22 protein-coding genes and 1 other annotated feature (1 of these 23 cut by a window edge) are annotated in these 26,069 nt (G+C 52.7%); of the genes, 14 read left to right on the plus strand and 8 right to left on the minus strand.

The genetic code is table 11. The features are described from left to right. Positions 1-9: 9 nt before the first annotated feature. Entirely contained in the window at positions 10-1,533 is a 1,524-nt protein-coding gene (gene araG / locus DMB82_RS10810) for an L-arabinose ABC transporter ATP-binding protein AraG (RefSeq protein ID WP_116162250.1), read from the minus strand. Positions 1,534-1,644: 111 nt separating this feature from the next. Continuing rightward, the gene (locus DMB82_RS10815; protein ID WP_116162252.1) at positions 1,645-2,628 is read right to left on the minus strand and encodes an arabinose ABC transporter substrate-binding protein; all 984 of its coding nucleotides are present in this window, start codon (positions 2,626-2,628) and stop codon (positions 1,645-1,647) included. A gap of 372 nt (positions 2,629-3,000) precedes the next feature. On the opposite strand from DMB82_RS10815, the gene DMB82_RS10820 reads away from it, so the two are divergent. The 11 genes from DMB82_RS10820 to dtpA all read left to right on the plus strand — a co-directional run bounded on the left by DMB82_RS10820 (position 3,001) and on the right by dtpA (position 15,258). Next, positions 3,001-4,686, plus strand: a complete 1,686-nt coding sequence (locus tag DMB82_RS10820; RefSeq protein WP_116155240.1) for a ribulokinase — start codon at positions 3,001-3,003, stop codon at positions 4,684-4,686. 37 nt (positions 4,687-4,723) lie between these two features. Continuing rightward, positions 4,724-6,229 carry an L-arabinose isomerase gene (araA, locus tag DMB82_RS10825; protein ID WP_116162254.1) on the plus strand — a complete coding sequence of 502 codons (1,506 nt, stop codon included), beginning with the start codon at positions 4,724-4,726 and terminating at the stop codon, positions 6,227-6,229. Positions 6,230-6,511: 282 nt separating this feature from the next. Then, entirely contained in the window at positions 6,512-6,727 is a 216-nt protein-coding gene (gene ydgT, locus DMB82_RS10830) for a transcription modulator YdgT (RefSeq protein WP_102117642.1), read from the plus strand. A 216-nt stretch (positions 6,728-6,943) separates the two neighbouring features. Then, positions 6,944-7,525 (plus strand): electron transport complex subunit RsxA, encoded by a 582-nt coding sequence (gene rsxA, locus DMB82_RS10835; RefSeq protein WP_010296121.1) that lies wholly within the window; start codon positions 6,944-6,946, stop codon positions 7,523-7,525. Then, a complete protein-coding gene (gene rsxB / locus DMB82_RS10840; protein ID WP_102117641.1) occupies positions 7,525-8,103 on the plus strand; it encodes an electron transport complex subunit RsxB in 579 nt (192 codons plus the stop codon). The genes rsxA and rsxB overlap by 1 nt, the downstream gene beginning before the upstream one ends. Beyond that, a complete protein-coding gene (gene rsxC, locus DMB82_RS10845; protein ID WP_116162256.1) occupies positions 8,096-10,021 on the plus strand; it encodes an electron transport complex subunit RsxC in 1,926 nt (641 codons plus the stop codon). Before rsxB ends, rsxC begins: the two co-directional genes overlap by 8 nt. Further along, a complete protein-coding gene (gene rsxD, locus DMB82_RS10850; RefSeq protein ID WP_102117639.1) occupies positions 10,022-11,077 on the plus strand; it encodes an electron transport complex subunit RsxD in 1,056 nt (351 codons plus the stop codon). Positions 11,078-11,087: 10 nt separating this feature from the next. Then, positions 11,088-11,717, plus strand: a complete 630-nt coding sequence (gene rsxG, locus DMB82_RS10855) for an electron transport complex subunit RsxG (protein ID WP_116162258.1) — start codon at positions 11,088-11,090, stop codon at positions 11,715-11,717. Next, complete coding sequence (locus DMB82_RS10860) at positions 11,714-12,421, plus strand: electron transport complex subunit E (protein WP_102117637.1); 708 nt, start codon at positions 11,714-11,716, stop codon at positions 12,419-12,421. Before rsxG ends, DMB82_RS10860 begins: the two co-directional genes overlap by 4 nt. Further along, the gene (gene nth / locus DMB82_RS10865; protein ID WP_102117636.1) at positions 12,418-13,053 is read left to right on the plus strand and encodes an endonuclease III; all 636 of its coding nucleotides are present in this window, start codon (positions 12,418-12,420) and stop codon (positions 13,051-13,053) included. Before DMB82_RS10860 ends, nth begins: the two co-directional genes overlap by 4 nt. 687 nt (positions 13,054-13,740) lie before the next feature. Next, the gene (dtpA, locus tag DMB82_RS10870; RefSeq protein WP_102117635.1) at positions 13,741-15,258 is read left to right on the plus strand and encodes a dipeptide/tripeptide permease DtpA; all 1,518 of its coding nucleotides are present in this window, start codon (positions 13,741-13,743) and stop codon (positions 15,256-15,258) included. A gap of 132 nt (positions 15,259-15,390) precedes the next feature. Here dtpA and cysB read toward each other — a convergent pair whose 3' ends face one another. Together cysB and topA are read right to left on the minus strand one after the other, a co-directional pair. Next, positions 15,391-16,365, minus strand: coding sequence for an HTH-type transcriptional regulator CysB (gene cysB / locus DMB82_RS10875; protein WP_116162260.1), 975 nt, complete (start codon positions 16,363-16,365; stop codon positions 15,391-15,393). 380 nt (positions 16,366-16,745) lie between these two features. Beyond that, entirely contained in the window at positions 16,746-19,346 is a 2,601-nt protein-coding gene (topA, locus tag DMB82_RS10880; protein ID WP_102117633.1) for a type I DNA topoisomerase, read from the minus strand. Between the two features lie 368 nt (positions 19,347-19,714). Here topA and DMB82_RS10885 point away from each other — a divergent pair, with 368 nt between their 5' ends. Then, on the plus strand, positions 19,715-19,984 hold the full coding sequence (locus DMB82_RS10885; RefSeq protein WP_102117632.1) for a YciN family protein: 270 nt from the start codon (positions 19,715-19,717) through the stop codon (positions 19,982-19,984). Between the two features lie 182 nt (positions 19,985-20,166). Here DMB82_RS10885 and sohB read toward each other — a convergent pair whose 3' ends face one another. Then, positions 20,167-21,213, minus strand: a complete 1,047-nt coding sequence (sohB, locus tag DMB82_RS10890) for a protease SohB (protein ID WP_102117679.1) — start codon at positions 21,211-21,213, stop codon at positions 20,167-20,169. A 356-nt stretch (positions 21,214-21,569) separates the two neighbouring features. Between sohB and DMB82_RS10895 the strand changes: the two genes are divergently transcribed. Together DMB82_RS10895 and cobO are read left to right on the plus strand one after the other, a co-directional pair. Further along, positions 21,570-22,331, plus strand: coding sequence for a YciK family oxidoreductase (locus DMB82_RS10895; protein WP_102117678.1), 762 nt, complete (start codon positions 21,570-21,572; stop codon positions 22,329-22,331). 17 nt (positions 22,332-22,348) lie between these two features. After that, positions 22,349-22,939, plus strand: a complete 591-nt coding sequence (gene cobO, locus DMB82_RS10900; protein ID WP_102117631.1) for a cob(I)yrinic acid a,c-diamide adenosyltransferase — start codon at positions 22,349-22,351, stop codon at positions 22,937-22,939. A gap of 81 nt (positions 22,940-23,020) precedes the next feature. On the opposite strand, the gene rluB is transcribed toward cobO, so the two are convergent. From rluB to rnm, 3 genes are all read right to left on the minus strand, one after another. Further along, positions 23,021-23,905 (minus strand): 23S rRNA pseudouridine(2605) synthase RluB, encoded by an 885-nt coding sequence (rluB, locus tag DMB82_RS10905; protein WP_102117630.1) that lies wholly within the window; start codon positions 23,903-23,905, stop codon positions 23,021-23,023. 194 nt (positions 23,906-24,099) lie between these two features. After that, positions 24,100-24,720, minus strand: coding sequence for an L-threonylcarbamoyladenylate synthase (locus tag DMB82_RS10910; protein ID WP_102117629.1), 621 nt, complete (start codon positions 24,718-24,720; stop codon positions 24,100-24,102). Positions 24,721-24,870: 150 nt separating this feature from the next. Further along, positions 24,871-25,755: an RNase RNM gene (gene rnm / locus DMB82_RS10915; protein ID WP_116162262.1), complete on the minus strand. Its 885-nt coding sequence runs from the start codon at positions 25,753-25,755 to the stop codon at positions 24,871-24,873. Between the two features lie 220 nt (positions 25,756-25,975). Continuing rightward, positions 25,976-26,069, plus strand: a sequence feature (Trp leader region) (it continues 11 nt past the right edge of the window).

Raw genomic sequence — 26,069 nt, forward strand, 5'->3', positions numbered from 1 at the left:
CCTTCGCGGTCAGGCAACCGCAGATTCGATATCGGGGGTTCGTAACATGGCCAAACTGAGCACCTTCTGCTCCGTGGCATCGGTATGCAGCAGCTCACCAGAGATGGCTCCTTCGCGCATGACGATAATCCGGTCGGCCAGCCCAAGCACTTCGGGTAAATCGCTGGAGACAAACAGCACCGCGATCCCCTGATTCGCGAGTTCATAGATAACATGATAAATTTCGTGCTTCGCGCCGACGTCAATGCCGCGCGTGGGTTCATCGAGCAAAATGACCTTCATCTCTTCGGACAGCCAGCGGCCAAGAATGGCTTTCTGCTGGTTTCCCCCAGAAAGATTCATAATCAACTGTTCATCGGACGGTGTTTTGATGTTCAACGCCGCAATGCGCTTCGCGGCGTTATCCACTTCCCACTGATTATTAATAATAAAACCGGCTTTCAGGCTCTTACGCCTTGCGCTGATATTGATATTGTCACGCACCGAGTGCACCGGAATGATGCCGTCGGCTTTGCGATCTTCCGGGCAGAGCATCACCCCCTGACGAATCGCATCAATGGGGGAATTCACCACCAGCGGTTTGCCATCCAGCAGCACCTGACCGCTGGTGATTTTGGTCGCGCCAAACAACCCTTTCATCAGTTCGCTGCGGCCAGCGCCCACCAGACCAAATAGCCCGACAATTTCCCCCTGCTTCACGTTCAGGGAAACCGTGGATTTCACCCCCGGCGCTTTTACATCTTTCAGCGTCAGACGCTCTTCGCCGTGCGGACGCAGCGCATAGCCATAGATATCCCCCAGGTTACGCCCTACCATCGCCTGTACCAGCGACTCATGGTTCACCTGCTGCATATCGTCGAACGTGCGCACATAGCGGCCATCTTTAAACACGGTAATGGCATCACTCAGCGCAAAAATTTCTTCCATCCGGTGCGAAACGTACAAAATAACCCGGCCTTCACTGCGCAATTCCTTAATCACGCGGAAAAGCTGCTCGATTTCACGGGCAGACAGCGAACTGGTCGGCTCATCAAAAGCAATAATTTTGGCGTTACGGGCAAGCGCCTTGGCGATTTCCACCATCTGCCACTGCCCGATAGAGAGGTATTTCAGCGGGGTATCAGGATCGATATCCAACCCCAGATGCTGCAACTGAAGTTTGGCTTCATAACGCAGCAGCGAATAGTTCACCATGCCGTATTTATGCGGCAGTTGACCTAAGTAGATGTTCTCGGCGACCGTCATTTCCGGCACCAGATGCAGTTCCTGATAAATGATAGCAACGCCCGCATTCAAGGCATCCATCGTGTTGTTAAACTGCACGGGCTTGTCCTGAATATGGATCTCGCCCGCCGACGGTGAATAGTTACCGCTCAGGATCTTTAACAGCGTCGACTTGCCCGCCCCGTTTTCCCCCATCAATGCATGGATCTGGCCGGCATGGCAGGAAAAACTGATATCCGAAAGCGCCTTAACACCGGGAAATTCTTTACCAATCCCATGAAACGACAAATAGGGTGACTGTGCTGTCATGTCTGTTTCCTCATAACGATGCAGGTAGAGCGCGGATAACTTCGATCAGGATAACGTCGACCAGCGTCATGCTGACCGGCGTTATCCGCGTCTTTACGAAATTAGGCGTGATTACATCAGACCTTTTTTCTCCAGTTCGACCTTAAAGTTGTCACGCGTGATCAGCACCACGTCGGTCACTTCGGTGAATTTCTCTGGCTCCACGCCTTTGGTTACCCAGTCGTTCAGCATCTGGATACTCTTGTAACCGTGAATATCCGGGCTCGGCAGCAGTGAACCAAAGAAGCCCGTTGCCTTATCTTTAGACAGCTCACTCACCGCATCCACGCCGTTGATACCGATACCAATGACGTTTGCGGCTTTAAAGCCCTGACCTTCCGTTGCACGCACGCCACCCAGCACAGTGTTGTCATTCATGCCGATAATCAGCCAGTTTTTCACGCCCGGATGCTGAACCAGCATGGAGTTAGCGGCGTCAAACGCGCCGGGGATATCGTTAGATTTGGTCGGTACTTTGTAGATCTGTTTTTCTGGGAATCCTGCGGTTTTCAGCGCATCCATGGAGCCAGACGTGCGGCGACGTGCGGTATCCAACTCATCAGCGGTAATCGCCATCACGGCGGTTTCCTCTACTTTCCAGCCGCGTTTGGTCATCTCTTTATACAGTTCCTGCCCCTGACGCTCGCCAATTTTGGTGGCTGCCATCATCACCAATGGCACAGTATCCATCGGTTGGCCTTTGGCGTTCACGAATTGGTCATCAACCGCGATCACTTTCAGATCGTAGCTGCGTGCTTTTGCGATAATGGCAGGCCCCAACTTCGGATCCGGCGTACAGATAACGAAGCCTTTCGCGCCACTGGCCGCCAGACTGTCGATCGCGTTCAGGGTCTTTTCACCATCGGGAACCGCGATTTTTATCACATCAAAACCAAGGTCTTTCCCTGCTTTATCCGCGAACTTCCATTCCGTCTGGAACCAAGGTTCTTCCGGCTGTTTAACCAGAAAGCCCAGCTTTACGTTCTCTGCCATAGCTGATTGTGACATAACAGCGGCCAACCCGATTGCTGCCAGCGCCTTAGTGAATTTATGCATGATGTTCTCCGGTGTAATTATCTTTTCATTCGTCAGCAACGCTGAGACGAGTTCGAGTTCCTGGTAGGGTATTTCCGGTCTGGATAAAGGAAAAACACAGACTTAGCACGATTCCTTTACTCAGTAGCATTCAGACGCTTTATGTTTTAGTCGTTATTCCCAGTAAGAATGTAGAGCTTTATCACAGTCCGGAACAATGACAGGTTTGTACATACATTTAGCGAATTTAACCAATCATTAACCTTTGACCCGCTTCACAAAATGGCTGCTGGCGACAGAAAAATACATACTTCCAGCTAACCGCTCCTCACCGCCTCTCGTTATCCCTGCCATCGTAAACACCAACGATCTGGGATTAATGAGGAGCAAAGCATGAGTGCGGGCGCTATTACGATTGGTCTCGACTTCGGCAGTGATTCGGTACGCGCCTTAGCCGTTGACTGCCAAAGCGGGCAAGAGCTGGAAACAGAAGTGGTCTACTACCCCCGCTGGCGCGAGGGGAAATATTGTCAGCCTGCCAACAACCAGTTCCGACATCACCCACTGGACTATATTGAATCGCTGGAACAGGCGGTTAAGGTCGTCGTTTCACGCCTGACGAACGAACAGCGGCAGAACATCATCGGTATTGGCGTGGACTCCACCGGGTCAACTCCCGCACCGATTGATGAGCAAGGTCAGATCCTCGCCCTACGCCCCGAATTTGCCGACAACCCAAATGCCATGTTCGTGCTGTGGAAAGACCACACCGCAATAGAAGAAGCGGAAGCCATCAACGCACTGTGCCGGAGCGGCCAATTCCCAGATTACACCCGTTACATCGGCGGCGTTTATTCATCCGAGTGGTTCTGGGCCAAAATCCTGCATGTTTCCCGCGCCGACGCAGCGGTGCGTCAGGCCGCCGTTTCCTGGATCGAGCTGTGTGACTGGGTGCCCGCCCTACTTTCCGGCACGCAAGCACCTGCCGATATTCGCCGTGGCCGGTGCAGCGCCGGACACAAATCACTCTGGCACCCGAGCTGGGGCGGATTGCCGCCGAAAGACTTCTTGCACGCACTCGATCCCTGCCTGACAGAGACATTACAGTACCCGCTGTTTACCGATACCTGGACCGCCGAACAGCCAGTCGGCACCATCACCGCCGAGTGGGCACAGCGGCTCGGCATCCCCGAAACGGTCATTCTGGCGGGCGGCGCGTTTGACTGTCACGTTGGCACCGTCGGCGCGGGCGCACAGCCTTATACGCTGGTCAAAGTGATTGGCACTTCTACCTGCGACATTCTGATCGCCGACGACGCACGCATTGCCGATCGCACCATCGCTGGTATCTGTGGGCAAGTCGACGGCAGCGTGGTTCCCGGTTATATCGGTCTCGAAGCCGGGCAGTCCGCTTTTGGTGATATGTACGCCTGGTTCGGGCGACTGCTGGGCTGGTCGTTACAGGAAGCAGCGAAAGATCATCCTGAACTCAAAACGTCATTACAGGCGATGGAAGCCAAGCTGCTGGAGCGACTGACCCACAGCTGGGCAGAGAACCCGACGCTGGATCACCTGCCGGTCGTGCTGGACTGGTTCAACGGTCGCAGAACACCATTCGCCAATCAGCGACTAAAAGGCGTGATTACCGATCTCAATCTGGGCACCGATGCCCCCACGCTGTTCGGCGGTTTTATTGCTGCAACGGCCTTTGGCGCGCGCGCCATTATGGAGTGCTTTGAAGATCAGGGCGTTCCCGTCGAGAACGTGCTGGCGCTGGGCGGCATCGCGCGGAAATCCCCCGTCATCATGCAGGTGTGTACCGACGTGATGAATCGTCCTTTGCAGATCGTCGCCTCCGATCAGTGCTGTGCACTTGGCGCGGCGATCTTTGCTGCCGTCGCCGCTGGCGTTCACGGCGATATCCCGACGGCACAGCAGCATATGGCCAGCGGCATCGAGCGCACCTTAATGCCAGACAGCCTGCGCGTCGCCCGTTATCAGCAGCTTTATGAGCGCTATCAGCAGTGGTGCCGCCTCGCGGAACCCGCCTATAGCCCAACGTCTACGGCAAAAAACTAATTTTTATCCCTCTGGGGATCACGTTACAGGAGTCATCATGGATCATTTTAAGCAGCTTGAAGTCTGGTTCGTCATCGGTAGTCAACACCTCTATGGGCCAGAAACGTTACGTCAGGTAAAAGAGAACGCGGAAAAAGTCGTCGCCGGATTGAATCAACAGGCCAACCTGCCCGTTAAGCTGGTGCTGAAACCGCTGGTGAAAACACCGGACGAAATTCTGGCGCTGTGTCGCGATGCCAACTATCAGGATAACTGTATCGGCCTGCTGACCTGGCTGCATACCTTCTCTCCGGCCAAAATGTGGATTGGCGGCCTGAGCGTACTCAGTAAACCGCTGCTGCAATTCCACACCCAGTTCAATGCCGAAGTGCCATGGGACACCATGGACATGGATTTCATGAACCTGAACCAAACTGCGCACGGCGGACGTGAATTTGGTTTCATCGGTGCCCGGATGCGACAGGCGCATCAGGTTATCGTCGGCCACTGGCAGGATAAGAACGCCCATGCCCGTATCGGCAAATGGATGCGGGTTGCCGCCGCCATTCAGGAAAGCAAACAGCTGAAGGTTGCGCGCTTTGGTGACAACATGCGTGAAGTCGCCGTCACCGAAGGCGATAAAGTCGGCGCGCAGATCCAATTCGGCTACTCCGTCAGCGCCTGGGGGCTGGGCGATTTAACCGCCGTGGTCGATGCCGTATCCAAAGGCGATATCGATGCGCTGGTCGAAGAGTACGAAACCAGCTATCAGTTAACCGACGCGGTGAAACTCAACGGCGCGAACCGTCAGAACCTGCTGGATGCGGCACAGATTGAACTCGGGATGAAACGCTTTCTGGAACAAGGCGGTTATCACGCGTTCACCACCGATTTTGAAAACCTGTACGGTTTGAAACAGCTGCCGGGACTGGCGGTCCAGCGTCTGATGCAGCAAGGCTACGGCTTCGGTGGCGAAGGCGACTGGAAAACCGCCGCGCTGCTGCGCATTATGAAAGTGATGGCCGGCGGGCTGTCGGGCGGGACATCCTTCATGGAGGACTACACCTATAACTTCCAGAACGGTAACGATCTGGTCGTCGGTTCCCACATGCTGGAAGTCTGCCCGACAATTGCGAAAGAGCAGAAACCGATTCTGGATGCGCAATACCTGGGTATTGGCGGCAAAGCCGACCCTGCCCGTTTGATTTTCTCAACGCCGGCTGGGCCGTCCCTCAACGCCAGCGTGATCGACATGGGCGACCGTTTCAGAATGCTGGTTAATCTGGTCGATACCATCGAACAGCCGCGCCCGCTGCCGAAACTGCCGGTTGCCCGTGCCATCTGGAAAGCGCAACCATCGCTGGAAGTGGCAGCCGAAGCCTGGATTCTGGCTGGCGGTGCGCACCACACCGTCTTTAGTCAGGCGTTGGATCTCGAACACATGCGGCTCTACGCCGAGATGCAGAACATTGAACTGCTGGTGATCGACAACGAAACCCGACTCCACGAATTCAAAGATGCGCTGCGCTGGAATGAGGTGTATTACAAACTTTGTAGCCGCTAAGTCCGATCTCAGGGGCAGGTTGTCTATGGATACGTGTCCGTGAACAATCTGCCCTTTGTAGGCACTTGTATAGGCACTCACTACCCCACACTCTGATTTTCCATCGCCCTGCCGCCCGACATTGCCCTAAACGCCGTAGTATTTTCCTGTCAATCTATTATTTTTCATTTTCATTCGTTTGTTGTTGAAAAATAAGCGTACTTTTTTCATCCCCCTCTGGACAGGCTTTTTCGCTTGAATATACTTAGTCATCTCAACCACATAACTATTAGACCAATCACCATGACCGTTTATGACTATTTGCTCAAATTCAGGAAAGTCAGCTCAACAGAAAGTTTGGAAAAACTCTTTGATCATCTCAATTATTCTCTGACAGACAGTCAGGAAATCATCAACATGTATCGTGCTGCGGACCATCGGCGGGCTGAGTTGGCATCCGGCGGGCGCTTGTTCGATCTCGGCTGCGTGCCAAAATCCATCTGGCATCACGTTCTGTAGTGGGTAGCAACGAAAAGAATAATTATGCAATAATTTCCTTCCGGAATATTACACCGAACGCTTAGCTCGTTACTGTATAATAGCTTGGTGCTTCGCTTATTAAGCGAAGCTGACCTTCCGCCTCTTGAAGGGGACGGTGATAACCCTACTTTGGGTATGTTGTCGAAAACCCAACAATGCCTGATAATAGTCCGGTTTTGTTTTCTAGGCACCGTAATGACCGAATACGCATTGCTCTTTGTTAGCATCCTTCTGGTAAATAATTTCGTCTTAGTGAAGTTTCTTGGGCTGTGCCCCTTTATGGGCGTGTCCAAAAAACTGGAGACGGCGATTGGTATGGGCATGGCGACCACGTTTGTGATGACTGTCGGCTCCATGTTTTCCTGGCTGGTCAACGAATTTATTCTCGTTCCGCTTGATATTCTCTATTTACGCACCATGGCTTTTATTCTGGTGCTCGCCGTGGTGGTGCAGTTTTCCGAGATGTTCGTGCGCAAAGTCAGCCCTGAGCTATATCGCCTGCTGGGGATCTTCTTGCCGCTGATTACCACCAACTGTGCAGTGCTTGGGGTTGTTCTGCTCAACATCAACCTGTCACACGGTTTCCTGCAATCGACGATTTATGGTTTTGGCGGGGCGGCCGGCTTCTCGCTGGTGATGGTGCTTTTTGCCGCCATTCGTGAGCGTCTTGCCGTGTCGGATATTCCTGCGCCGTTCCGCGGTTCGTCTATCGCACTGATCACCGCAGGCCTCATGTCGCTGGCGTTTATGGGCTTTACCGGACTGGTGAAATTCTGATGAGCGCTATCTGGATTGCCATTGTGGCATTAAGTGCACTAGCACTATTCTTCGGCCTGGTGCTCGGCTATGCCTCCCGTCGGTTTGCAGTCGAAAACGATCCCATCGTGGAAGAAGTGGAAGCCATGCTGCCACAAAGCCAGTGTGGCCAGTGCGGCTACCCTGGCTGTCGGCCCTACGCCGAGGCGGTCGCGCTAAATGGCGAAAGTATTAATAAATGCGGCCCCGGCGGCGAAGCGATGATGCTGAAGCTGGCTGAAAAGCTCAACGTCGATCCGCAACCGCTGGAAGGTGACGCCGATGTTCAAGCCCCCGCGCGCCATGTTGCCTGGATCGATGAAAGCAACTGCATCGGCTGCACCAAGTGCATTCAAGCGTGTCCGGTTGATGCCATCATCGGCAGTACCAAAGCGCTACACACCGTCGTCAGCGATTTGTGCACCGGCTGCGATCTCTGCGTCTCCCCTTGCCCGACGGACTGTATCGAATTACGTCCTATCGCGCCGACTCCCGCTAACTGGAAATGGGATCTCGATACGATTCCAGTACGCGTTATTCAAGTAGAACGACATGCTTAAGCTGTTTTCCGCCTTTAAAAAAGACAGGATCTGGGATTTCGACGGTGGCATTCATCCGCCGGAAATGAAGACGCAGTCCAGCCAGACGCCGCTGCGCCAGATTCCGCTGCCAGAACAGTTCATTATTCCGCTCAAGCAGCACCTTGGGCCGGAAGGCGAGATCTGCGTCAGCGTCGGCGATAACGTCCTGCGCGGTCAACCGCTAACGCGGGGAAAAGGCCGCACGCTGCCCGTTCACGCACCGACGTCGGGAACGGTGAACGCGATTCGTCAGCACACGACAGCGCACCCGTCTGGTCTGTCAGAGCTCAGTATCATCATCGTGCCGGATGGCGACGATCGCTGGTGCGAGCGCCAGACCTTTACGGATTACCGCGCACAAAGCGTTGATACCCTGCTTGCCCATCTGCATCAGGCTGGCATTGCGGGCTTAGGCGGTGCAGGTTTCCCTACCGCGGCCAAGTTACAAGGCGGGATGCGCGGGATTGAAACCCTGATTATCAACGGCGCAGAGTGTGAACCCTATATCACCGCCGACGATCGACTCATGCAGGAGTGCGCCGAGGAGATTATTCAGGGCGTCGAGATTCTGTCATTCCTGTTGCAGCCCAAACGCATTCTGATTGGGATAGAAGATAACAAACCGGAAGCCATCAGCGCCCTGCGATTGGCCTTGGGTAAACGCAGCGACATGCAGTTGCGCGTCATCCCAACCAAATATCCGTCAGGCGGTGCCAAGCAGCTCACCAAGATTCTGACTGGCAAGGAAGTCCCGTTCGGTAAACACTCCGCCGCCATTGGCGTACTGATGCAGAACGTCGGAACGGCTTTTGCCATCAAACGTGCCGTGATCGACGGCGAACCGCTCACCGAGCGCGTGGTGACGCTGACCGGCGAAGCCTTACGCCAGCCCGGCAACGTCTGGGCACGACTAGGGACACCGGTACGCCACCTGCTCAAACAGGGCGGTTTCCACGTCAATAAGCAGCCGATGGTCGTGATGGGCGGGCCGCTGATGGGCTTTACGCTGCCGTCGCTGGATGTCCCTATCGTCAAAATCAGCAACTGCCTGCTCGCGCCGTCACATGCAGAAATGGAGCCGGTTGCTGAAGAACAGTCCTGCATTCGCTGTAGCAAATGTGCCGATGCCTGTCCGGCGGGACTCTTGCCGCAGCAGCTTTACTGGTTCAGCCGCGGGCAGGAACACGAAAAAGCCCGCAATCACCATCTGTTTGACTGCATCGAATGCGGTGCCTGCGCTTATGTCTGTCCTAGCAATATTCCGCTGGTGCAGTATTACCGTCAGGAAAAGGCTGAAATTCGGGCCATCGATGAAGAGGCACAGCGTGCTGCACATGCCAAAGTGCGCTTTGACGCTAAACAAGCCCGTCTGGAACGAGAAAAAGCCGCTCGCGAGTTGCGCCATAAACAGGCGGCGGCTGGCGTATCAACCACGGATAAAGATGCTGTTCAGGCCGCACTGGAGCGCGTACGCCGTAAGCAAACCGCCGCAACAGAGGTCGGTTCGCCAATCGAGGTAATCCCCGATGCACAGCCGGATAACAGCACGGCCATCGCCGCGCGCGCTGCCCGCAAAGCCTTAGCACGTGAAGAACGGGCGCAGCAGGAAACGCCTGCGGCCAATGTTCCTTCTGCCGAGCTTGATGACCCACGCAAAGCGGCGGTAGCCGCCGCCCTTGCTCGCGTTAAAGCGCGTAAAGCTGCACAGCAGTCTGAGGCAAGCCCAGAAGGTACAGAAGACGCGGCAACGCCTGTGGTTTCCAACGTGGTGCCAGAACCGATTGCCGTTGTTGAAGTACAAGAGCAGGAAGATCCACGTAAGGCTGCTGTGGCTGCCGCAATCGCTCGCGTTAAAGCCCGTAAAGCCGCGCAGGCATCGTCATATCAAGAGGAATAAATGGCTTTTAGAATTGCGAGTTCACCGTTCACACATAACCAGCAGCGCACACAGCGCATCATGCTATTGGTCATTCTGGCCTGCCTACCGGGCATGCTGGCGCAAGTCTATTTCTTTGGTTACGGTAACCTGATTCAGGTCGGATTGGCATCCGCCACTGCGCTTATCGCAGAAGGCGTGACATTGTCACTGAGAAAATTCGCCATACGCACCACGCTGGCTGATAATTCCGCCCTACTGACCGCCGTGCTGCTCGGTATCAGCCTGCCGCCGCTAGCCCCCTGGTGGATGGTAGTCATGGCAACTGTCTTCGCTATCATTATCGCCAAACAGCTGTATGGCGGTTTAGGGCAAAACCCGTTTAACCCCGCGATGATTGGCTATGTGGTGCTGCTGATCTCTTTCCCAGTCCAGATGACAAGCTGGCTGCCGCCTGTGCCGCTGCAAACCATTGCCGTCAGTTTCCATGATGCATTAGTTATCATCTTTACCGGACATACGCCTGACGGGTACATCATGCAGCAGTTGATGCACAACGTTGATGGCGTCAGTCAGGCTACCCCGCTGGACACGTTTAAAACCAGCCTGCGCGCCGGCCAAACGCCGCAGAACATTCTGAAACAGCCGATATTTGCCCAATCGCTGTCAGGCATTGGCTGGCAATGGGTGAATATTGGTTTTCTCATCGGCGGACTGTTTTTGCTGATGCGTGGCACCATTCGCTGGCATATTCCGGTCAGTTTCCTGCTGTCGCTGCTGTTCTGCGCCTCGTTAAGCTGGATCATTTCGCCGGAGAAATTCGCGCCACCGATGCTACATCTGCTGTCTGGGGCGACGATGCTTGGCGCCTTTTTCATTGCGACCGATCCCGTTACCGCATCAACCACCAACCGGGGACGTCTGATTTTCGGGGCACTGATTGGGTTACTGGTCTGGCTGATTCGTACCTACGGTGGCTACCCGGACGGCGTCGCGTTTGCCGTTCTGCTGGCAAATATCACCGTGCCGCTGATCGACTATTACACCAAGCCACGCGCTTACGGCCACCATCGCTGAGGAGACGCCTATGATGACGACAATGCGCCGCCACGCGACAACACTGGCCCTGTTTGCTGCTGGCACTACCGCATTAACTGCGGTGGTGAACATGTTAACGGAACCGACGATCTCGCATCAGGCGATGCTGCAACAAAAGATACTGTTGGATCAGGTGGTTCCCACCGAGTTATACAACAGTGACATGCAAAAAGAGTGTTACGTTGTCACTAACCCTGCGCTCGGATCGTCAGCGCCACACCGCGTGTTTATCGCCCGTCAGGACGGAGAACCGGTTGCCGCCGCACTGGAAAGTACCGCACCGGATGGCTATTCTGGTGCTATTCGGCTGCTGGTCGGGGCTGATTTTCACGGTAAAGTACTCGGCGTTCGCGTCACCGAGCATCATGAAACGCCGGGACTGGGTGATAAAATCGAAGTACGAATTTCTGACTGGATCACCCGATTCAGCGGACAAACGGTACAGGATGAGCGGGATGCCCGCTGGGCAGTGAAGAAAGAAGGCGGCATGTTTGATCAATTTACCGGCGCCACCATTACGCCGCGCGCCGTCGTTAACAGCGTAAAACGCAGCGCCCTTTACCTGCAAACGCTACCGTCACAAATCAACACGCTGTCCGCCTGTGGAGAGAACCAATGAGTCAAACCAAAGCACTTTTCGTTGAAGGGTTATGGAAGAACAACTCGGCACTGGTTCAATTGTTGGGCCTTTGCCCCCTGCTGGCCGTGTCATCCACCGCGACTAACGCGCTGGGATTAGGGCTGGCAACCACGCTGGTTCTCACCTGTACCAACATGGCCGTCTCCGCGCTGCGCCGCTGGGTACCAGCGGAAATCCGTATTCCCATTTACGTCATGATCATCGCCTCGGTGGTCAGCACCGTACAGATGCTGATCAACGCCTATGCCTACGGCTTATATCAATCGCTGGGAATTTTTATCCCACTGATCGTGACGAACTGTATCGTTATCGGCCGCGCCGAAGCCTTCGCGTCCAAGAATGCGGTTTTCCCTTCGGCTATTGACGGCCTGGCAATGGGGCTGGGAGCCACCAGCGCACTGGTGGTACTCGGTTCTCTACGTGAAATTCTGGGTAACGGCACGCTATTCGACGGCGCAGATTTGCTGCTGGGCAGTTGGGCTAAAGCGCTGCGCATTGAGGTTGTTCACCTCGATTCGCCTTTCCTGCTGGCGATGCTGCCACCGGGCGCGTTTATTGGTCTGGGGCTGTTGCTGGCCGTGAAATATTTGATCGATGAGAAAATGAAACAACGCCGAGCCCGTGCCGCTTCCGCCGAAGGGAAAGCGGTGCCGACAACGGGTGCCGTAGGGGAATCGCTGTGAACAAGGCTAAGCGGATTAAGATCTTAACGCGTTTACGCGACAACAATCCCCATCCGACCACTGAATTGCAGTTCAGTACGCCGTTTGAGTTGCTGATCGCCGTACTGCTTTCCGCACAGGCAACCGATGTCAGCGTCAACAAGGCAACCGCAAAACTCTACCCTGTCGCCAACACGCCCGAAGCCCTGCTTGAACTCGGCGTAGACGGCGTGAAAGACTACATCAAGACGATCGGCCTATTTAACAGCAAAGCGGAAAACGTCATCAAAACCTGCCGTTTGTTGCTGGAAAAGCATCAGGGACAGGTTCCCGAAGATCGCGCCGCGCTGGAAGCCTTACCCGGCGTAGGACGAAAAACGGCAAACGTCGTTCTGAACACCGCGTTTGGCTGGCCAACGATTGCCGTTGATACGCACATCTTTCGCGTCAGTAACCGGACAGGATTCGCACCGGGTAAAAATGTCGAACAGGTAGAAGAAAAACTGCTGAAAGTCGTTCCGGCAGAATTTAAAGTCGACTGCCATCACTGGTTAATCCTGCATGGTCGTTACACCTGTATTGCCCGTAAACCGCGCTGTGGCTCCTGCCTGATTGAAGATTTATGTGAGTTCGGCGAAAAGGTCGACGCCTAATCTGTCGAGGTCTGGTAGAATCCCCTCTCGCCAGACCTTCTCTCCGTTATTCCACACTCCGCCTCGTCTTTCGCTCTCTCACTCTCAACGTGATCCGCGTGTTCTTTGCGTCCTACTGCTCAGGCAACGATGCTCTCAGGCGGTTTATTCGATGCACTGCAGCGTATTCCTCTATCAAAAAGCCTGTATAAAAGTACAAGTAACCACTATTTAAGGCTAATAAGCTATTTTTAATAGAAAATTTAGTGATTGAAAATAACTTAGAGTGATTATAACAGCATTCATCTTATTGCATGCTATTGATGTATTTTTATACTCACTACATATATAGTTATATGCAAAATATTAAACCGCATATTCATTCATAGTTAATGATATTATCTTGATTTCAACAAAAAGGCAGATTATATCCCTTTCTTAAAAACAAAATATGACAAACCGAGATAATCATTTGAAGTGACAGCAAGTTATGAAATTAAACTCTGCATAAGATTTAATTTCTGGTCTTATCCCGCAACAAAAACCACTTGTAACAAAATATGTAAAAAAGCTTGTCTGTCCGTAAAATCACGTCAATATAGCGCCGTTTTTCCTCACCATAACTAGTCAAAAGAGGTTGCAGTTTCACTGTTTCACTCTTGTTATTTTCTCGTTAAAAAAACGAGATAGGTAAAATCAGAGGTCCTTGTGTCAACAGCAAACAACAACAGCGAATCCCCCGAAAGCGTCAGCATGAACGCCTTCAAACAACCAAAAGCGTTTTATCTCATCTTTAGCATCGAGCTGTGGGAGCGTTTTGGTTACTACGGCCTGCAAGGTATTATGGCAGTTTATCTGGTCAAAATGCTGGGCATGTCGGAAACCGACTCCATTACTCTCTTCTCCTCATTCAGTGCGCTGGTCTACGGGTTTGTCGCCATTGGCGGCTGGTTGGGTGACAACGTCCTCGGCACCAAGCGTGTGATCGTGCTGGGTGCCATCGTGCTGGCGATCGGTTACACCATGATTGCCTACTCAGGCCACAGCGTGACGTGGGTGTATATCGGTATGGCTACCATTGCCGTCGGCAACGGATTGTTTAAAGCCAACCCGTCAGCCCTGCTGTCTACCAGCTATGCAAAAGACGATCCGCGCCTGGATGGTGCTTTCACCATGTACTATATGGCGGTGAACATCGGCTCCTTCTTCTCTATGCTGGCTACACCCGTGCTTGCCGCAAACTATGGCTGGAGCGTGGCCTTCTCCCTAAGCGTCGTGGGTATGATGCTGACGCTGGTTAACTTTATGTTCTGCCGCAAGTGGGTCAGTACACAAGGTTCTCAGCCAGATTTCCAACCAATCAATCTGCAGAAACTCGCTGTCACGCTCGCAGGTATTGTCGCACTGGTCGCACTTTCCACCTGGCTGCTGCACAACCAGAGCGTCGCACGTTGGATTCTGACGCTTATTTCCCTAGCCGTTGTCGCCATCTTCATCAAAGAGATGCTGGCAGTGAGCGGTGCAGAACGCCGGAAAATGATTGTCGCCCTTCTGCTGATGCTGGAAGCCGTTGTCTTCTTTGTGCTGTACAACCAAATGCCAACATCGCTGAACTTCTTTGCTATTCGCAACGTTGAACACGCCATTTTAGGTTTTACCTTTGAGCCAGAGCAGTATCAGGCGCTCAACCCGTTCTGGATCATGGTTGCCAGCCCGATTCTGGCTGCGGTTTACAACAAAATGGGCGACCAACTGCCGATGGCGCACAAATTTGCGGTGGGTATGGTGCTGTGCTCCGGCGCGTTTTTGGTGCTGCCATGGGGTGCCAGCATGGCAAACGAACAGGGTATCGTGTCCGTCAACTGGCTGATCCTCTGCTATGGCCTGCAAAGTATTGGAGAGTTGATGATTTCCGGCCTGGGTCTGGCGATGGTCGCTCAACTGGTACCACAGCGCCTGATGGGCTTCATTATGGGTGCCTGGTTCCTGACGTCAGCCGGTGCCGCCATTATCGCAGGCTACGTTGCGAATATGATGGCCGTGCCTGAGAATGTCGTAGACCCGCACGCGTCTCTTGAGATTTATAGCAATGTCTTCATGCAGATTGGTATCGTCACGGGCATCATCGCCGTTCTGATGCTGTTGACCGCGCCGAAACTGACGCGTATGACGCAGGATGTCACCGACACCCCTGCAGACGCCGTCACGACGACCGCCTCTGCCTGATAACCGGGCAGAACACTTTACGGAAATGATTGTGTGAAGTGTTATTGGTGAAGAGTGAGTGATCGCCAGATGACAAAAAGCCAGACACTGTCTGGCTTTTTTACGTTAGTGCTCATGCACGTCTGGTAACGCTTACTTCACTGGCAGCGTCACATCTTTGAACATTACCTCAATTTCATCATTTGAACGTAGCGCAACGGCAGAATCGACGACATCGCGCGTTAAATGCGGCGCAAAGCGCTGGATGAAATCGTACATGTAGCTGCGCAGGAACGTGCTGCGGCGGAAGCCAATTTTCGTCGTGCTGTAGCTGAAGATGCTGTTCGCATTGATGGTCACCAGATCGGTTTCTATCTCCGGATCGACCGCCATATTCGCAATCACCCCGACACCCAATCCTAAACGCACGTAGGTCTTAATCACATCGGCATCCGTTGCGGTAAAGACGATACGCGGTGTAAGGCCAGCGCGGTTAAACGCGGTATCCAGCTCGGAGCGCCCCGTAAAACCAAAGGTATAGGTAACGATGGGATAAGCGGCCAGTTCTTCGATAGTAATATCGGTTTTGGACGCCAGCGGGTGATCCGGTTTTACCACCACCGCGCGATTCCAGTGGTAGCACGGCAGCATGATCAGATCGTCGTACAAATGCAGTGCTTCGGTCGCAATAGCAAAATCCGCAGATCCTTTCGCAACGGCTTCAGCAATCTGTGTCGGTGAGCCCTGATGCATGTGCAGCGACACGCGAGGATAGCGATCGATGAAACCTTTAATGACGCTTGGCAGCGCGTAACGCGCCTGCGTGTGCGTGGTCGCGACATACAACGACCCTTTATCGGGATAGGTATGCTCTCCGGCAACCGCTTTGATGGCATCGACTTTCGACAACACTTCACGCGCAATGCGGATGACTTCCTGTCCGGCGGGTGTCACCTGTGTCAGGTGTTTTCCACTACGGGCAAAAATCTGAATGCCCAACTCATCCTCCAGCATGCGGACCTGTTTACTGATCCCTGGCTGTGAGGTGTACAACCCTTCTGCGGTAGAAGACACATTCAGGTTGTGATTAACAACTTCAACAATATAACGAAGCTGTTGTAGTTTCATAATTTATCCCATTCCCAATTGAAGTGTGCACGTGGCATCTCACAACGTTCTGACGACGTTCCGTTTTATTGATTTTGATTGCGTCTTAACCGCCTGGCGCATATTTCCATCAATTAATGTCATTTAATCATAAAAACTATTTTTATATAACCATTTCTGCATGGCGGCAGCGATAAAGAATGCGGTGCATGCGATTATCACCGAGGTAAACCGCATCATTCTCTATCACGGATCAACAATCCTCATGCTACTGCGGGACAATCTTCATGCATCTGTTTTATTTAGATATTTCCTGCGATCAAAAAAGCCAGCCTTGCGGCTGGCTTGATGTAGCGCTCTCTTACACATAACCCAGTTATGTGTAGGGTTACTGAAAGAGGTTACTTCTTCCCTTCAACCCATTTGTCATCAATGTAAAACGCTGACCAGCCCGTTGCCTTGCCGTCTTTCTCTGACGAGACATATTGCTGTTTGGTCTTACGGCTGAAACGCACCTGCGTTTTGTTGCCGTCTTTATCGACCACAGGCGCTTCCGCCAGATAGCGCAGTTTTTCCGGTAAACGATCCTTGAATCGGACCAGTTCTTCTACCAGCGGTGCCCGCGTTTCACGAGATTTCGGGAACGTATTAGCGGCAAGGAAGACCCCTGCTGCGCCATCACGTAATACGAAATAGGCATCAGACTTCTCGCAAGGCAACTCAGGCAACGGCACCGGATCTTCTTTCGGTGGCGCGACATCGCCATTACGCAGGATCTTACGCGTGTTACTACACGTCTCGCCGGTGCACGCCATGTATTTACCGAAGCGCCCCATTTTGAGGTGCATCTCGGAGCCACATTTCTCGCACTCAACAATCGGCCCATCATAGCCTTTAATGCGGAACTCACCGGATTCGATCTCATATCCGTCACAGGCGGGGTTATTTCCGCAAACGTGCAGCTTACGCTGATTATCAATCAGGTAGCTGTCCATCGCCGTACCACATTTTTCACAGCGACGCCGAGCACGCAGCGCGTTGGTTTCGGCATCATCACCTTCCAACACGTTCAGCACTTCGGTTTCCGGTATCAGGTTGATCGTGGTCTTACAGCGCTCTTTCGGTGGAAGTGCATAGCCGGAACAGCCCAGGAACACCCCAGTACTGGCAGTACGAATCCCCATTTGACGAGAGCAGGTTGGGCAATCAATGCTGGTTAACACCATCGCATTGGGGCGCATTCCGCCTTCTTCAGGATCCTGTTCAGCCTTTTCCAACTGCTGGCTAAATTCGTTGAAGAATTCATCCAGTACCGCTTTCCATTCCGCCTGATTATTGGCGACCTGATCGAGGCGACTTTCCATCCGAGCGGTGAAATCGTAATTCATCAATTCGCGGAAGTTTTCTTCCAGTCGATCGGTAACGATTTCACCCATTTTTTCGGCATAGAAACGGCGGTTTTCCACTCGAACGTAGCCGCGATCTTGAATGGTGGAAATAATAGAAGCATAGGTAGATGGACGGCCAATCCCGCGTTTTTCCAGCTCTTTAACCAGAGAGGCATCGCTGTAACGTGCCGGTGGTTTAGTAAAATGTTGCCCTGGCAGCAGCTTCTGCAACGACAGCGCTTCGCCCACTGCCACCGTCGGCAACGTGCGATCTTCATCATTTTTACGCAGCGCAGGCATGACTTTCGTCCAACCATCGAAACGCAGCGTACGACCTTTGGCACGCAACTGATAATCAGCAGCTTCCACGATTAACGTGGTGGAATCGTATTGCGCCGGTGTCATTTGACAGGCGACAAACTGACGCCAAATCAGCTGATACAGCTTCTGTGCATCGGCTTCCATATCTTTCAGGTTGTCAGCCAGCACGCCAACATCGGAAGGGCGAATCGCTTCGTGCGCTTCCTGCGAGTTTTCTTTGCTGCTGTAAAGGTTTGCTGACTCCGGCAGATAGCGCTTGCCGAACTCTTCACCAATATAGCCACGCACCATCGTCAAGGCATCCTGACTGAGGTTCGTTGAGTCGGTACGCATGTAGGTAATGTAGCCCGCTTCGTACAGACGCTGCGCCATCATCATGGTCTTTTTCACGCCGAAGCCAAGGCGTGTACTGGCAGCCTGTTGCAGCGTGGAGGTGATGAACGGTGCGCCCGGTTTGCTACTGGTCGGCTTATCTTCACGATCGGCAACCACATAACGCGCGTGCTCAAGCAGACTGACCGCCGCATGCGTTTGTTCTTTATTAACCGGTTTAAACGGCTTGCCGTTGTGGTGTGTCACCTGCATTTGCAGTTGAATATCGCTGCCTGCCAGCAAATCAGCGTGCAGTTCCCAATATTCTTCCGGCACGAACGCTTTGATTTCACGCTCGCGATCGACAATCAGGCGTACCGCAACCGACTGTACGCGCCCAGCGGACAGACCACGGGCGATTTTTTTCCACAGCAGCGGAGAAACCATGTAACCCACCACGCGATCCATAAATCGACGTGCCTGCTGGGCATTCACGCGGTCAATATTCAACGTGTCGGGTTTTTCAAACGCCTGTTTAATGGCATTCTTCGTGATTTCGTTAAACACCACGCGGCTGAAACGCTGATCGTCACCACCAATGATTTCCCGCAGGTGCCAGGCAATGGCTTCCCCTTCGCGGTCAAGGTCGGTTGCGAGATAGATGTGGTCAGCATTTTCCGCCAGCATTTTTAATTCGGAGACAACCTTCTCCTTACCCGGCAGTATTTCGTAGTTGGCTTTCCAGCCATGATAAGGGTCGACGCCCATACGATTAACTAGCGCGGATTTCTCATCCTTTTTGACTTTCTTTTTCGTTTTATCTTTAGTCGTTGAGTCCGCGCTCTTTTTACTGACTGAGCCACTCGTCGGCAGATCGCGCACATGACCGACGCTGGATTTCACCACGTAGTCATTGCCTAAATACTTATTGATCGTTTTGGCTTTTGCCGGGGACTCGACGATAACGAGAGCTTTACCCATATGTACTATTACCTGCTGAATTCTTCTGAAAATCAGATATTTTTCGGGGCATCCAGAGCGGATTCTACTGACTGCGCAAAATCCCACACTCTACCTGATAAATACTGCCACGCAACCTAATTAGCATGGAAACGCGGTTTTATCCGCTTCCCGCCACACTGAATATCGGCAGGTAAGCACCTAAAATGTAGTCCATTTGCATCATAATCTACGCTTTACGCTGAAACCGTATCGCAGTACCCTTCCTCTTGATGCAACAGTTGAAATAACCGCATTGCGTGTTGAAATCGCTGTGTTGATTTTAGAAATAGCCTTGTTGATAGAGTGCAACGCCCCCTTTTTCAAGGGTGAGTACAGGAGTAACAATCATGTCACATGAACATCAGGTTAACGAAGAAAAGCGTCCTATTGACCGCCAGAGCTTATTAATTGAAGCCAATGACATCATTAAACATCACGATGATTATTTGCATGGCATGGTCGCTGATAGCGTAGAACAAAAAAACGGCGTGCTGGTTTTTCGCGGTGAGTTTTTTCTCGATGAGAACGGAATACCAACCTTAAAAAGCACCGCGGTATTTAACATGTTCAAGCATCTTGCGCATGTTTTATCCGAAAAATACGACTTGATCGATTAAAAACGAATGCCCGCAAATTTGCGGGCATTTGATAATGCAGTACCAGTCATATAGACCCTAAATAATTCGAGTTGCGTGAAGGCGGCAACCGAGCGAATCCCCAGGAGCTTACACAAGTAAGTGACTGGGGTGAGTAAGGGCAGCCAACGCACAAGCAGCTTGAAGTATGACGGGAATAGCAATTACAGCAGGGGTTTTGAACCACGTTGCCACCAGCGCAACATCAGTCGTTCTGCGGTATCGCCTGCGCTGCCCGTCAGACGATCCAGCAGGCGTTTACGCCGTGTATAGCGAACGCTTAACACTTCATGACTGGCCATTTCAGCAATCAGCAGATCGTCACTGGTGCCGATAACGTCAATCAACCCCAGATCTTTCGCCTGAGTACCAAACCAGTGTTCTCCCGTCGCTACCGAATCAATATCCAGCGAAGGGCGCATCTGCTGCACAAAATCCTTAAACAGCGTATGTGTGACATTCAGATCTTCGCGGAATTTCTCACGGCCTTGTTCGGTATTCTCACCAAACAGCGTCAGCGTACGTTTGAATTCACCCGCGGTGTGCAGCTCAACATCAATGTCTTTGTTTTTCAGCAAACGGTGGAAATTGGGGATTTGTGCCACAACGCCAATAGACCCTAGAATCGCAAACGGCGCCGCTACGATGCGGTCAGCCACGCAGGCCATCATATATCCGCCGCTGGCAGCCACTTTATCCACGGAGACCGTCAAACGCACGCCGCCCTGGCGTAAACGCTGCAATTGCGAGGCAGCCAATCCATAACCGTGCACCACTCCGCCTGGGCTTTCTAGACGCAGCAATACCTCATCTTTCGGTTTCGCCACGGCGAGCACGGCAGAGATCTCTTCACGCAGCGAACTGACTTCGCCCGCATCCATACTGCCGTTGAAATCGAGCACATACAGGCACGGCTTAACATTTTTCTCTTCGCCACGTTTGGCGCGTTGTTTATCTTGCTTCGCGGTTTCTTTTTCTTGCTTCTTTTCTTGTTTAGATAACAGCTTACGCTCGGTGTCGCTCATACAGGCAGTCTGCATTTCGCGCTGCATTTCCTGATATTGTTCACCTAGATTCGTGACCTGCAACTCACCTTTATGTGGGCGTTTACGCTGCGTCATCCCGAATGCCAGAACGACTAACGCACCAATCGCCACCACGATGGTGAGTACCTTAGCCAGGAATAAACCGTACAGAGAAAGTAATTCCACAAACACCGTCCTCATTGACTGCGTATTAATTAATGTTGGTTTACTCACCAACCATGGCGTTGACGTCGAGCGCCATTCCCTTCCTATAACCTAACTGATGGCACGCAATATGGCGATGTTATTCCTGCGGTTTTTAAGCCTAATGCTGCTTTTTACAACAGCACGGGGATAAATAGAGGCAGTCTCATTGAAAACAGTCGACATTTGAGGCATAACACCCCCATTCACCCTGCTCGGATGCGCCGTTATCTGACGTTCCGATCGGCACGACTGACGCATATCGTCGTGCCGACACGCGATGGCAGGTCTATTATCTGAAGCGTGGCTGTTCTGCGCCACGGCAAGAGGAATTCATTGTGCATTACCAACCTAAAATCGATTTACTGCAAAACCGCATCATTCTGGTCACCGGTGCGGGCGACGGCATTGGTCGGGAAGCTGCGCTGACCTACGCCCGCTACGGCGCACACGTTATCTTATTCGGACGGACAGAAAGTAAACTTCAGTCGGTTAAACAGCAGATCGAGCAGGATCACGGCACACCAGCGCACGTGGTTGTTTGCGATATGCTGGCTTTATCCTCCGCACAATGCTTTCAACTGGCTGACGAATTGGCTCAGATTGTGCCGCACCTGGATGGCGTTCTTCACAACGCCGGATTACTTGGGGAAATCGCCCCTATCACACAGCAAACGCCGGAGATCTGGCATCAGGTTATGCAGGTCAACGTCAACGCAACCTTTATGCTAACGCAGGCGCTGCTGCCGCTGTTATTGAAATCACCTTGCTCTTCTCTGGTTTTCACCAGTTCCAGCGTGGGCCGCGAAGGTCGTGCCGGCTGGGGAGCCTATTCCGTCTCCAAGTTCGCGACAGAAGGTTTGATGCAAGTGCTGGCTGAAGAGTATCGTTCACACAATCTGCGGGTGAACTGTATTAATCCTGGCGGAACGCGTACGGGAATGCGTGCGTCAGCCTTCCCTAACGAAGATCCGATGAGACTAAAAACGCCAGCAGATATTATGCCACTGTATCTCTACCTGATGGGCGATGACAGTCGCCGCAAGACGGGGATGAGTTTTGACGCACAGCCGGGCAGAAAAGCCGGTCTAGCCGAATAATAGAGAAGAGCCGCACGATGAGCGATGAACGCCACCAGCAACGCCAACAGCGCCTGAAAGAAAAGGTCGACGCCCGCATTGCCGCCGCGAATGAAACGCGCGGTATCCTGATCGTCTTCACCGGTAACGGGAAAGGAAAAACCACAGCGGCGTTTGGTACCGTCACGCGAGCGATAGGCCACGGATTACGGGCGGGCGTGATCCAGTTTATTAAAGGCGAATGGCCAAACGGTGAGAAGAACCTGCTGCAACAGCACGGCGTGGAATTTCAAGTCATGGCGACGGGCTTTACCTGGGATACACAGAATCGCCAGACGGATACCGAAGCGGCACAGCACGTCTGGCAGCATGGCAAACGCATGTTGGCCGATCCACAGCTCGACCTGGTCGTGTTGGATGAACTGACGTATATGATTAGCTATGATTATCTGGATTTAAGTGACGTTGTCACTGCATTAAAACAGCGCCCTGCCAGTCAGACGGTCATTATTACCGGACGAGGTTGCCATCGTGACTTGCTGGAAATGGCGGATACCGTGACGGAAATGCGTCCGGTAAAACATGCGTTTGATAGCGGAATTCAGGCGCAGCAAGGTATTGACTGGTAGCCGTTAGTTTTTCATTGTTGATAAGCAAAGCGAAATGAAAACGGGCAGCGAAAACTGCCCGTGAAGCGTATAGAGAGAAGATTATCCGTTGCGCTTAGGCTTTGGCGAGGTACGGCGCGCCGGAGCGCTGTTGATCTGGCTGTGACGTTTTACCGCACGGCGGATCTGGTTCGCCTTCACTCGGCGGCGTTCGCGCTCAACTGGCAGTTTCGATACCGTTTCTGCCGGAAGTTGCACTAATTCACGCAGATAGTTCAGCTGTTCCAGTGGCATTTCTGTCCAGCCACCGCGTGGAATACCTTTCGGCAGCGTAATATCACCGTAGCGCACGCGAATCAGGCGGCTAACCTGCACGCCAACCGCTTCCCACAGACGGCGAACTTCACGGTTGCGCCCTTCGGTCAGCGTCACGTTATACCACTGGTTCAGACCTTCACCGCCCTGATAGCGGATAGTACGGAACGATGCAGGACCGTCTTCCAGCTGTACACCTTTACTCAGCTGTTTGATCTTTTCATCGTCAACGACACCGAAGACCCGCACGGCATATTCGCGCTCAACTTCACGGCTGGGGTGCATCAGGCGATTGGCTAACTCACCGTCGGTCGTGAACAGCAGCAGACCGGAGGTGTTCACGTCCAGACGCCCTACGGCAACCCAGCGAGAGCCCTGAATTTTTGGTAGACGGTCAAATACCGTCGGGCGGCCATCAGGATCGTTACGGGTGCACAACTCACCTTCCGGTTTATAGTACATCAGTACGCGGCACACGGACTCTTCGGTTTCCTTAACGGTAACCACATGACCATCGATACGGATTTTGGTGGCTTTCGTCACTTCAACGCGATCGCCCAGAGTGGCAATCTTACCGTCAACGCTGACGCGTCCAGCCTGAATGATACCTTCAATTTCGCGGCGTGAACCATGTCCGGCGCGCGCCAGAACTTTTTGTAACTTTTCGCTCATTGAGCAACCTCTAGTGTCGCCTTCCCAGGCGTCGGGGGGAGTCATAACTGCTGATAAAATTCAGCCGTTACGTAAAAATTGAATGTACGTAAAAATCGTGTGTACGTAAAAATCGTTCATCGTATTAAAAACTGGCGCGATTATACCGATCTTCGCGCCATTTGTATTCCCATTGTTACCGCTCGTCGCTGCACTTATAGAAACGGCGTGACATCACCAGTGCCTTCACGGGCGACGCGCGGCACGGACTCGGTCAAGTCGATAACCGTCGTCGGCTGTTGACCCAGCGAGCCGCCATGAATAATCAAATCCACCCGTTTTCCCAATCTATCCTGAATTTCTTCTGGATCGGATTCGGCAAAATCATTTCCTGGCAGCATCAGCGTGGTCGACATCAACGGCTCATTCAGCGCAGCCAGCAGCTCCAGTGCGATAGGGTTAGACGGCACGCGCAGGCCGATGGTTTTACGCTTTTCATTCATTAAGCGGCGAGGCACCTCTTTCGTCGCTTTCAGAATAAACGTGTAATTACCCGGCGTATTATTTTTAATCAACCGGAAAGCCGAGTTATCAACATGGGCATATGTCGAGAGTTCAGACAGATCGCGACACATCAGCGTGAAGTTATGATCGCTACCCAGATCGCGAATCCGGCAGATGCGTTCCAGCGCGTTCTTTTCGCCCAACATACAGCCCAACGCGTAACCGGAATCCGTTGGATAAACAATCACCCCACCTTTATGCAAAAATTCCACCGACTGATTGATCAATCGCGGCTGCGGATTCTGTGGGTGAATATAAAAAAACTGGCTCATGACCCTACCTCATACGTCTGACATTGCGCGGCGTTGTGTATTTCAACCCGCGTCATCGTGCAATAGGATTATTATAGAACGTGTTGGCGGTAAAAGATTGTTATTCCATGAATTTGTTATTTCCAAAAGAGATCCATCGCATCAACGCGACTATGCGCTGCCAGCCTTCACCAATAGCGGATGGTGCCAAACAGGTTCGACATCGGCCGGTAGCCACAGCTTGCGACCTAGCTCAATCCAGGCGCATGGCAGGTGGAAATCCGATCCTTGCGACGCCATCAGGTTGAAGTCGCGCGCATAGCGTCCCAACTGCGTGCGCTCATCAGGTGCCTGTTGGCATTGCGCCACTTCCATCGCGATCCCGCTGCTTTCTGCGAAGGTAGCTAGCAGACGCTTTAACCATTTGGCCGTCAAGTCGTAGCGCCCCGGATGCGCCAACACCGACACACCGCCGGATTGATGAATCGCCTCAATCGCTTGCGGGATGGTGCACCACTGCGGTGGCACGTAACCGATTTTGCCTTTCGCCAGATATTTTTTGAACACCTGATTCATATTCGCCGCGATGCCCAGTTCGATCAGGTAACGCGCAAAATGCGCTCGTGTAATCTGTCCTCCCGTCGCCAGACGCTGTGCGCCAGCCAGCGCATCGGGAATGCGGTTTTTTTCCAGACGAGTCGCAATCTGTTCCGCCCGATTTTGCCGACACGCCGCCTGCTGTTGCAGCAAACCCGTTAACGCTGGGTGTGCACTATCCATCCCTAATCCGACAATATGGATCTCATGGTTTTCCCACAGCGTGGAGATCTCCACGCCGGGAATCAACCTCAGCGGCAACCCCTGCTGTGCAATCGCATTCTGCGCTTCGTCAAGCCCAGCCGTCGTGTCGTGATCGGTAATCGCCAGCACGCTCACCCGCATGTCTACCGCGCGACTGACCAGCGCTGTCGGCGTTAAAAGGCCATCAGATGCCGTGGTATGGCTATGCAAATCATAAAGTGGGAACGACGATATCGGTTGAGAATCTTCTGGCACAAGCCTATCCATTAACAAGAATAATGCGAAGACCGCATGATGCCATCAATAGGGCGTAAATGGTAATGCCCGCCGTTTCCCTGAGTAATAAAATAATCCTATTGAAGGTGTTGACATTTTATCGCCGAACCCGTTAACTAGTACACAAGTTCGGTACACAGACAGTAATCAGAATACAAACAGTGAGATGATGATAATGGCAACGCAGAAAATGATGAAGCATGGTTGGTGGCGCTCTTCCCTATCGCGGGTGGACTAATCACGCATCGCTGTTATCACACATGCAGATATTCCCAGGCCCGCTTAACTAAGCG

Source organism: Pectobacterium aquaticum (assembly GCF_003382565.3).
Taxonomy (GTDB): domain Bacteria; phylum Pseudomonadota; class Gammaproteobacteria; order Enterobacterales; family Enterobacteriaceae; genus Pectobacterium; species Pectobacterium aquaticum.

Coding starts and splice junctions, on each gene's coding strand:
- araG (WP_116162250.1), bottom strand. CDS start 1,533: ATGACAGCACAGTCACCCTATTTGTCGTTTCATGGGATTGGTAAAGAA.
- DMB82_RS10815 (WP_116162252.1), bottom strand. CDS start 2,628: ATGCATAAATTCACTAAGGCGCTGGCAGCAATCGGGTTGGCCGCTGTT.
- DMB82_RS10820 (WP_116155240.1), top strand. CDS start 3,001: ATGAGTGCGGGCGCTATTACGATTGGTCTCGACTTCGGCAGTGATTCG.
- araA (WP_116162254.1), top strand. CDS start 4,724: ATGGATCATTTTAAGCAGCTTGAAGTCTGGTTCGTCATCGGTAGTCAA.
- ydgT (WP_102117642.1), top strand. CDS start 6,512: ATGACCGTTTATGACTATTTGCTCAAATTCAGGAAAGTCAGCTCAACA.
- rsxA (WP_010296121.1), top strand. CDS start 6,944: ATGACCGAATACGCATTGCTCTTTGTTAGCATCCTTCTGGTAAATAAT.
- rsxB (WP_102117641.1), top strand. CDS start 7,525: ATGAGCGCTATCTGGATTGCCATTGTGGCATTAAGTGCACTAGCACTA.
- rsxC (WP_116162256.1), top strand. CDS start 8,096: ATGCTTAAGCTGTTTTCCGCCTTTAAAAAAGACAGGATCTGGGATTTC.
- rsxD (WP_102117639.1), top strand. CDS start 10,022: ATGGCTTTTAGAATTGCGAGTTCACCGTTCACACATAACCAGCAGCGC.
- rsxG (WP_116162258.1), top strand. CDS start 11,088: ATGATGACGACAATGCGCCGCCACGCGACAACACTGGCCCTGTTTGCT.
- DMB82_RS10860 (WP_102117637.1), top strand. CDS start 11,714: ATGAGTCAAACCAAAGCACTTTTCGTTGAAGGGTTATGGAAGAACAAC.
- cysB (WP_116162260.1), bottom strand. CDS start 16,365: ATGAAACTACAACAGCTTCGTTATATTGTTGAAGTTGTTAATCACAAC.
- topA (WP_102117633.1), bottom strand. CDS start 19,346: ATGGGTAAAGCTCTCGTTATCGTCGAGTCCCCGGCAAAAGCCAAAACG.
- DMB82_RS10885 (WP_102117632.1), top strand. CDS start 19,715: ATGTCACATGAACATCAGGTTAACGAAGAAAAGCGTCCTATTGACCGC.
- cobO (WP_102117631.1), top strand. CDS start 22,349: ATGAGCGATGAACGCCACCAGCAACGCCAACAGCGCCTGAAAGAAAAG.
- rluB (WP_102117630.1), bottom strand. CDS start 23,905: ATGAGCGAAAAGTTACAAAAAGTTCTGGCGCGCGCCGGACATGGTTCA.
- DMB82_RS10910 (WP_102117629.1), bottom strand. CDS start 24,720: ATGAGCCAGTTTTTTTATATTCACCCACAGAATCCGCAGCCGCGATTG.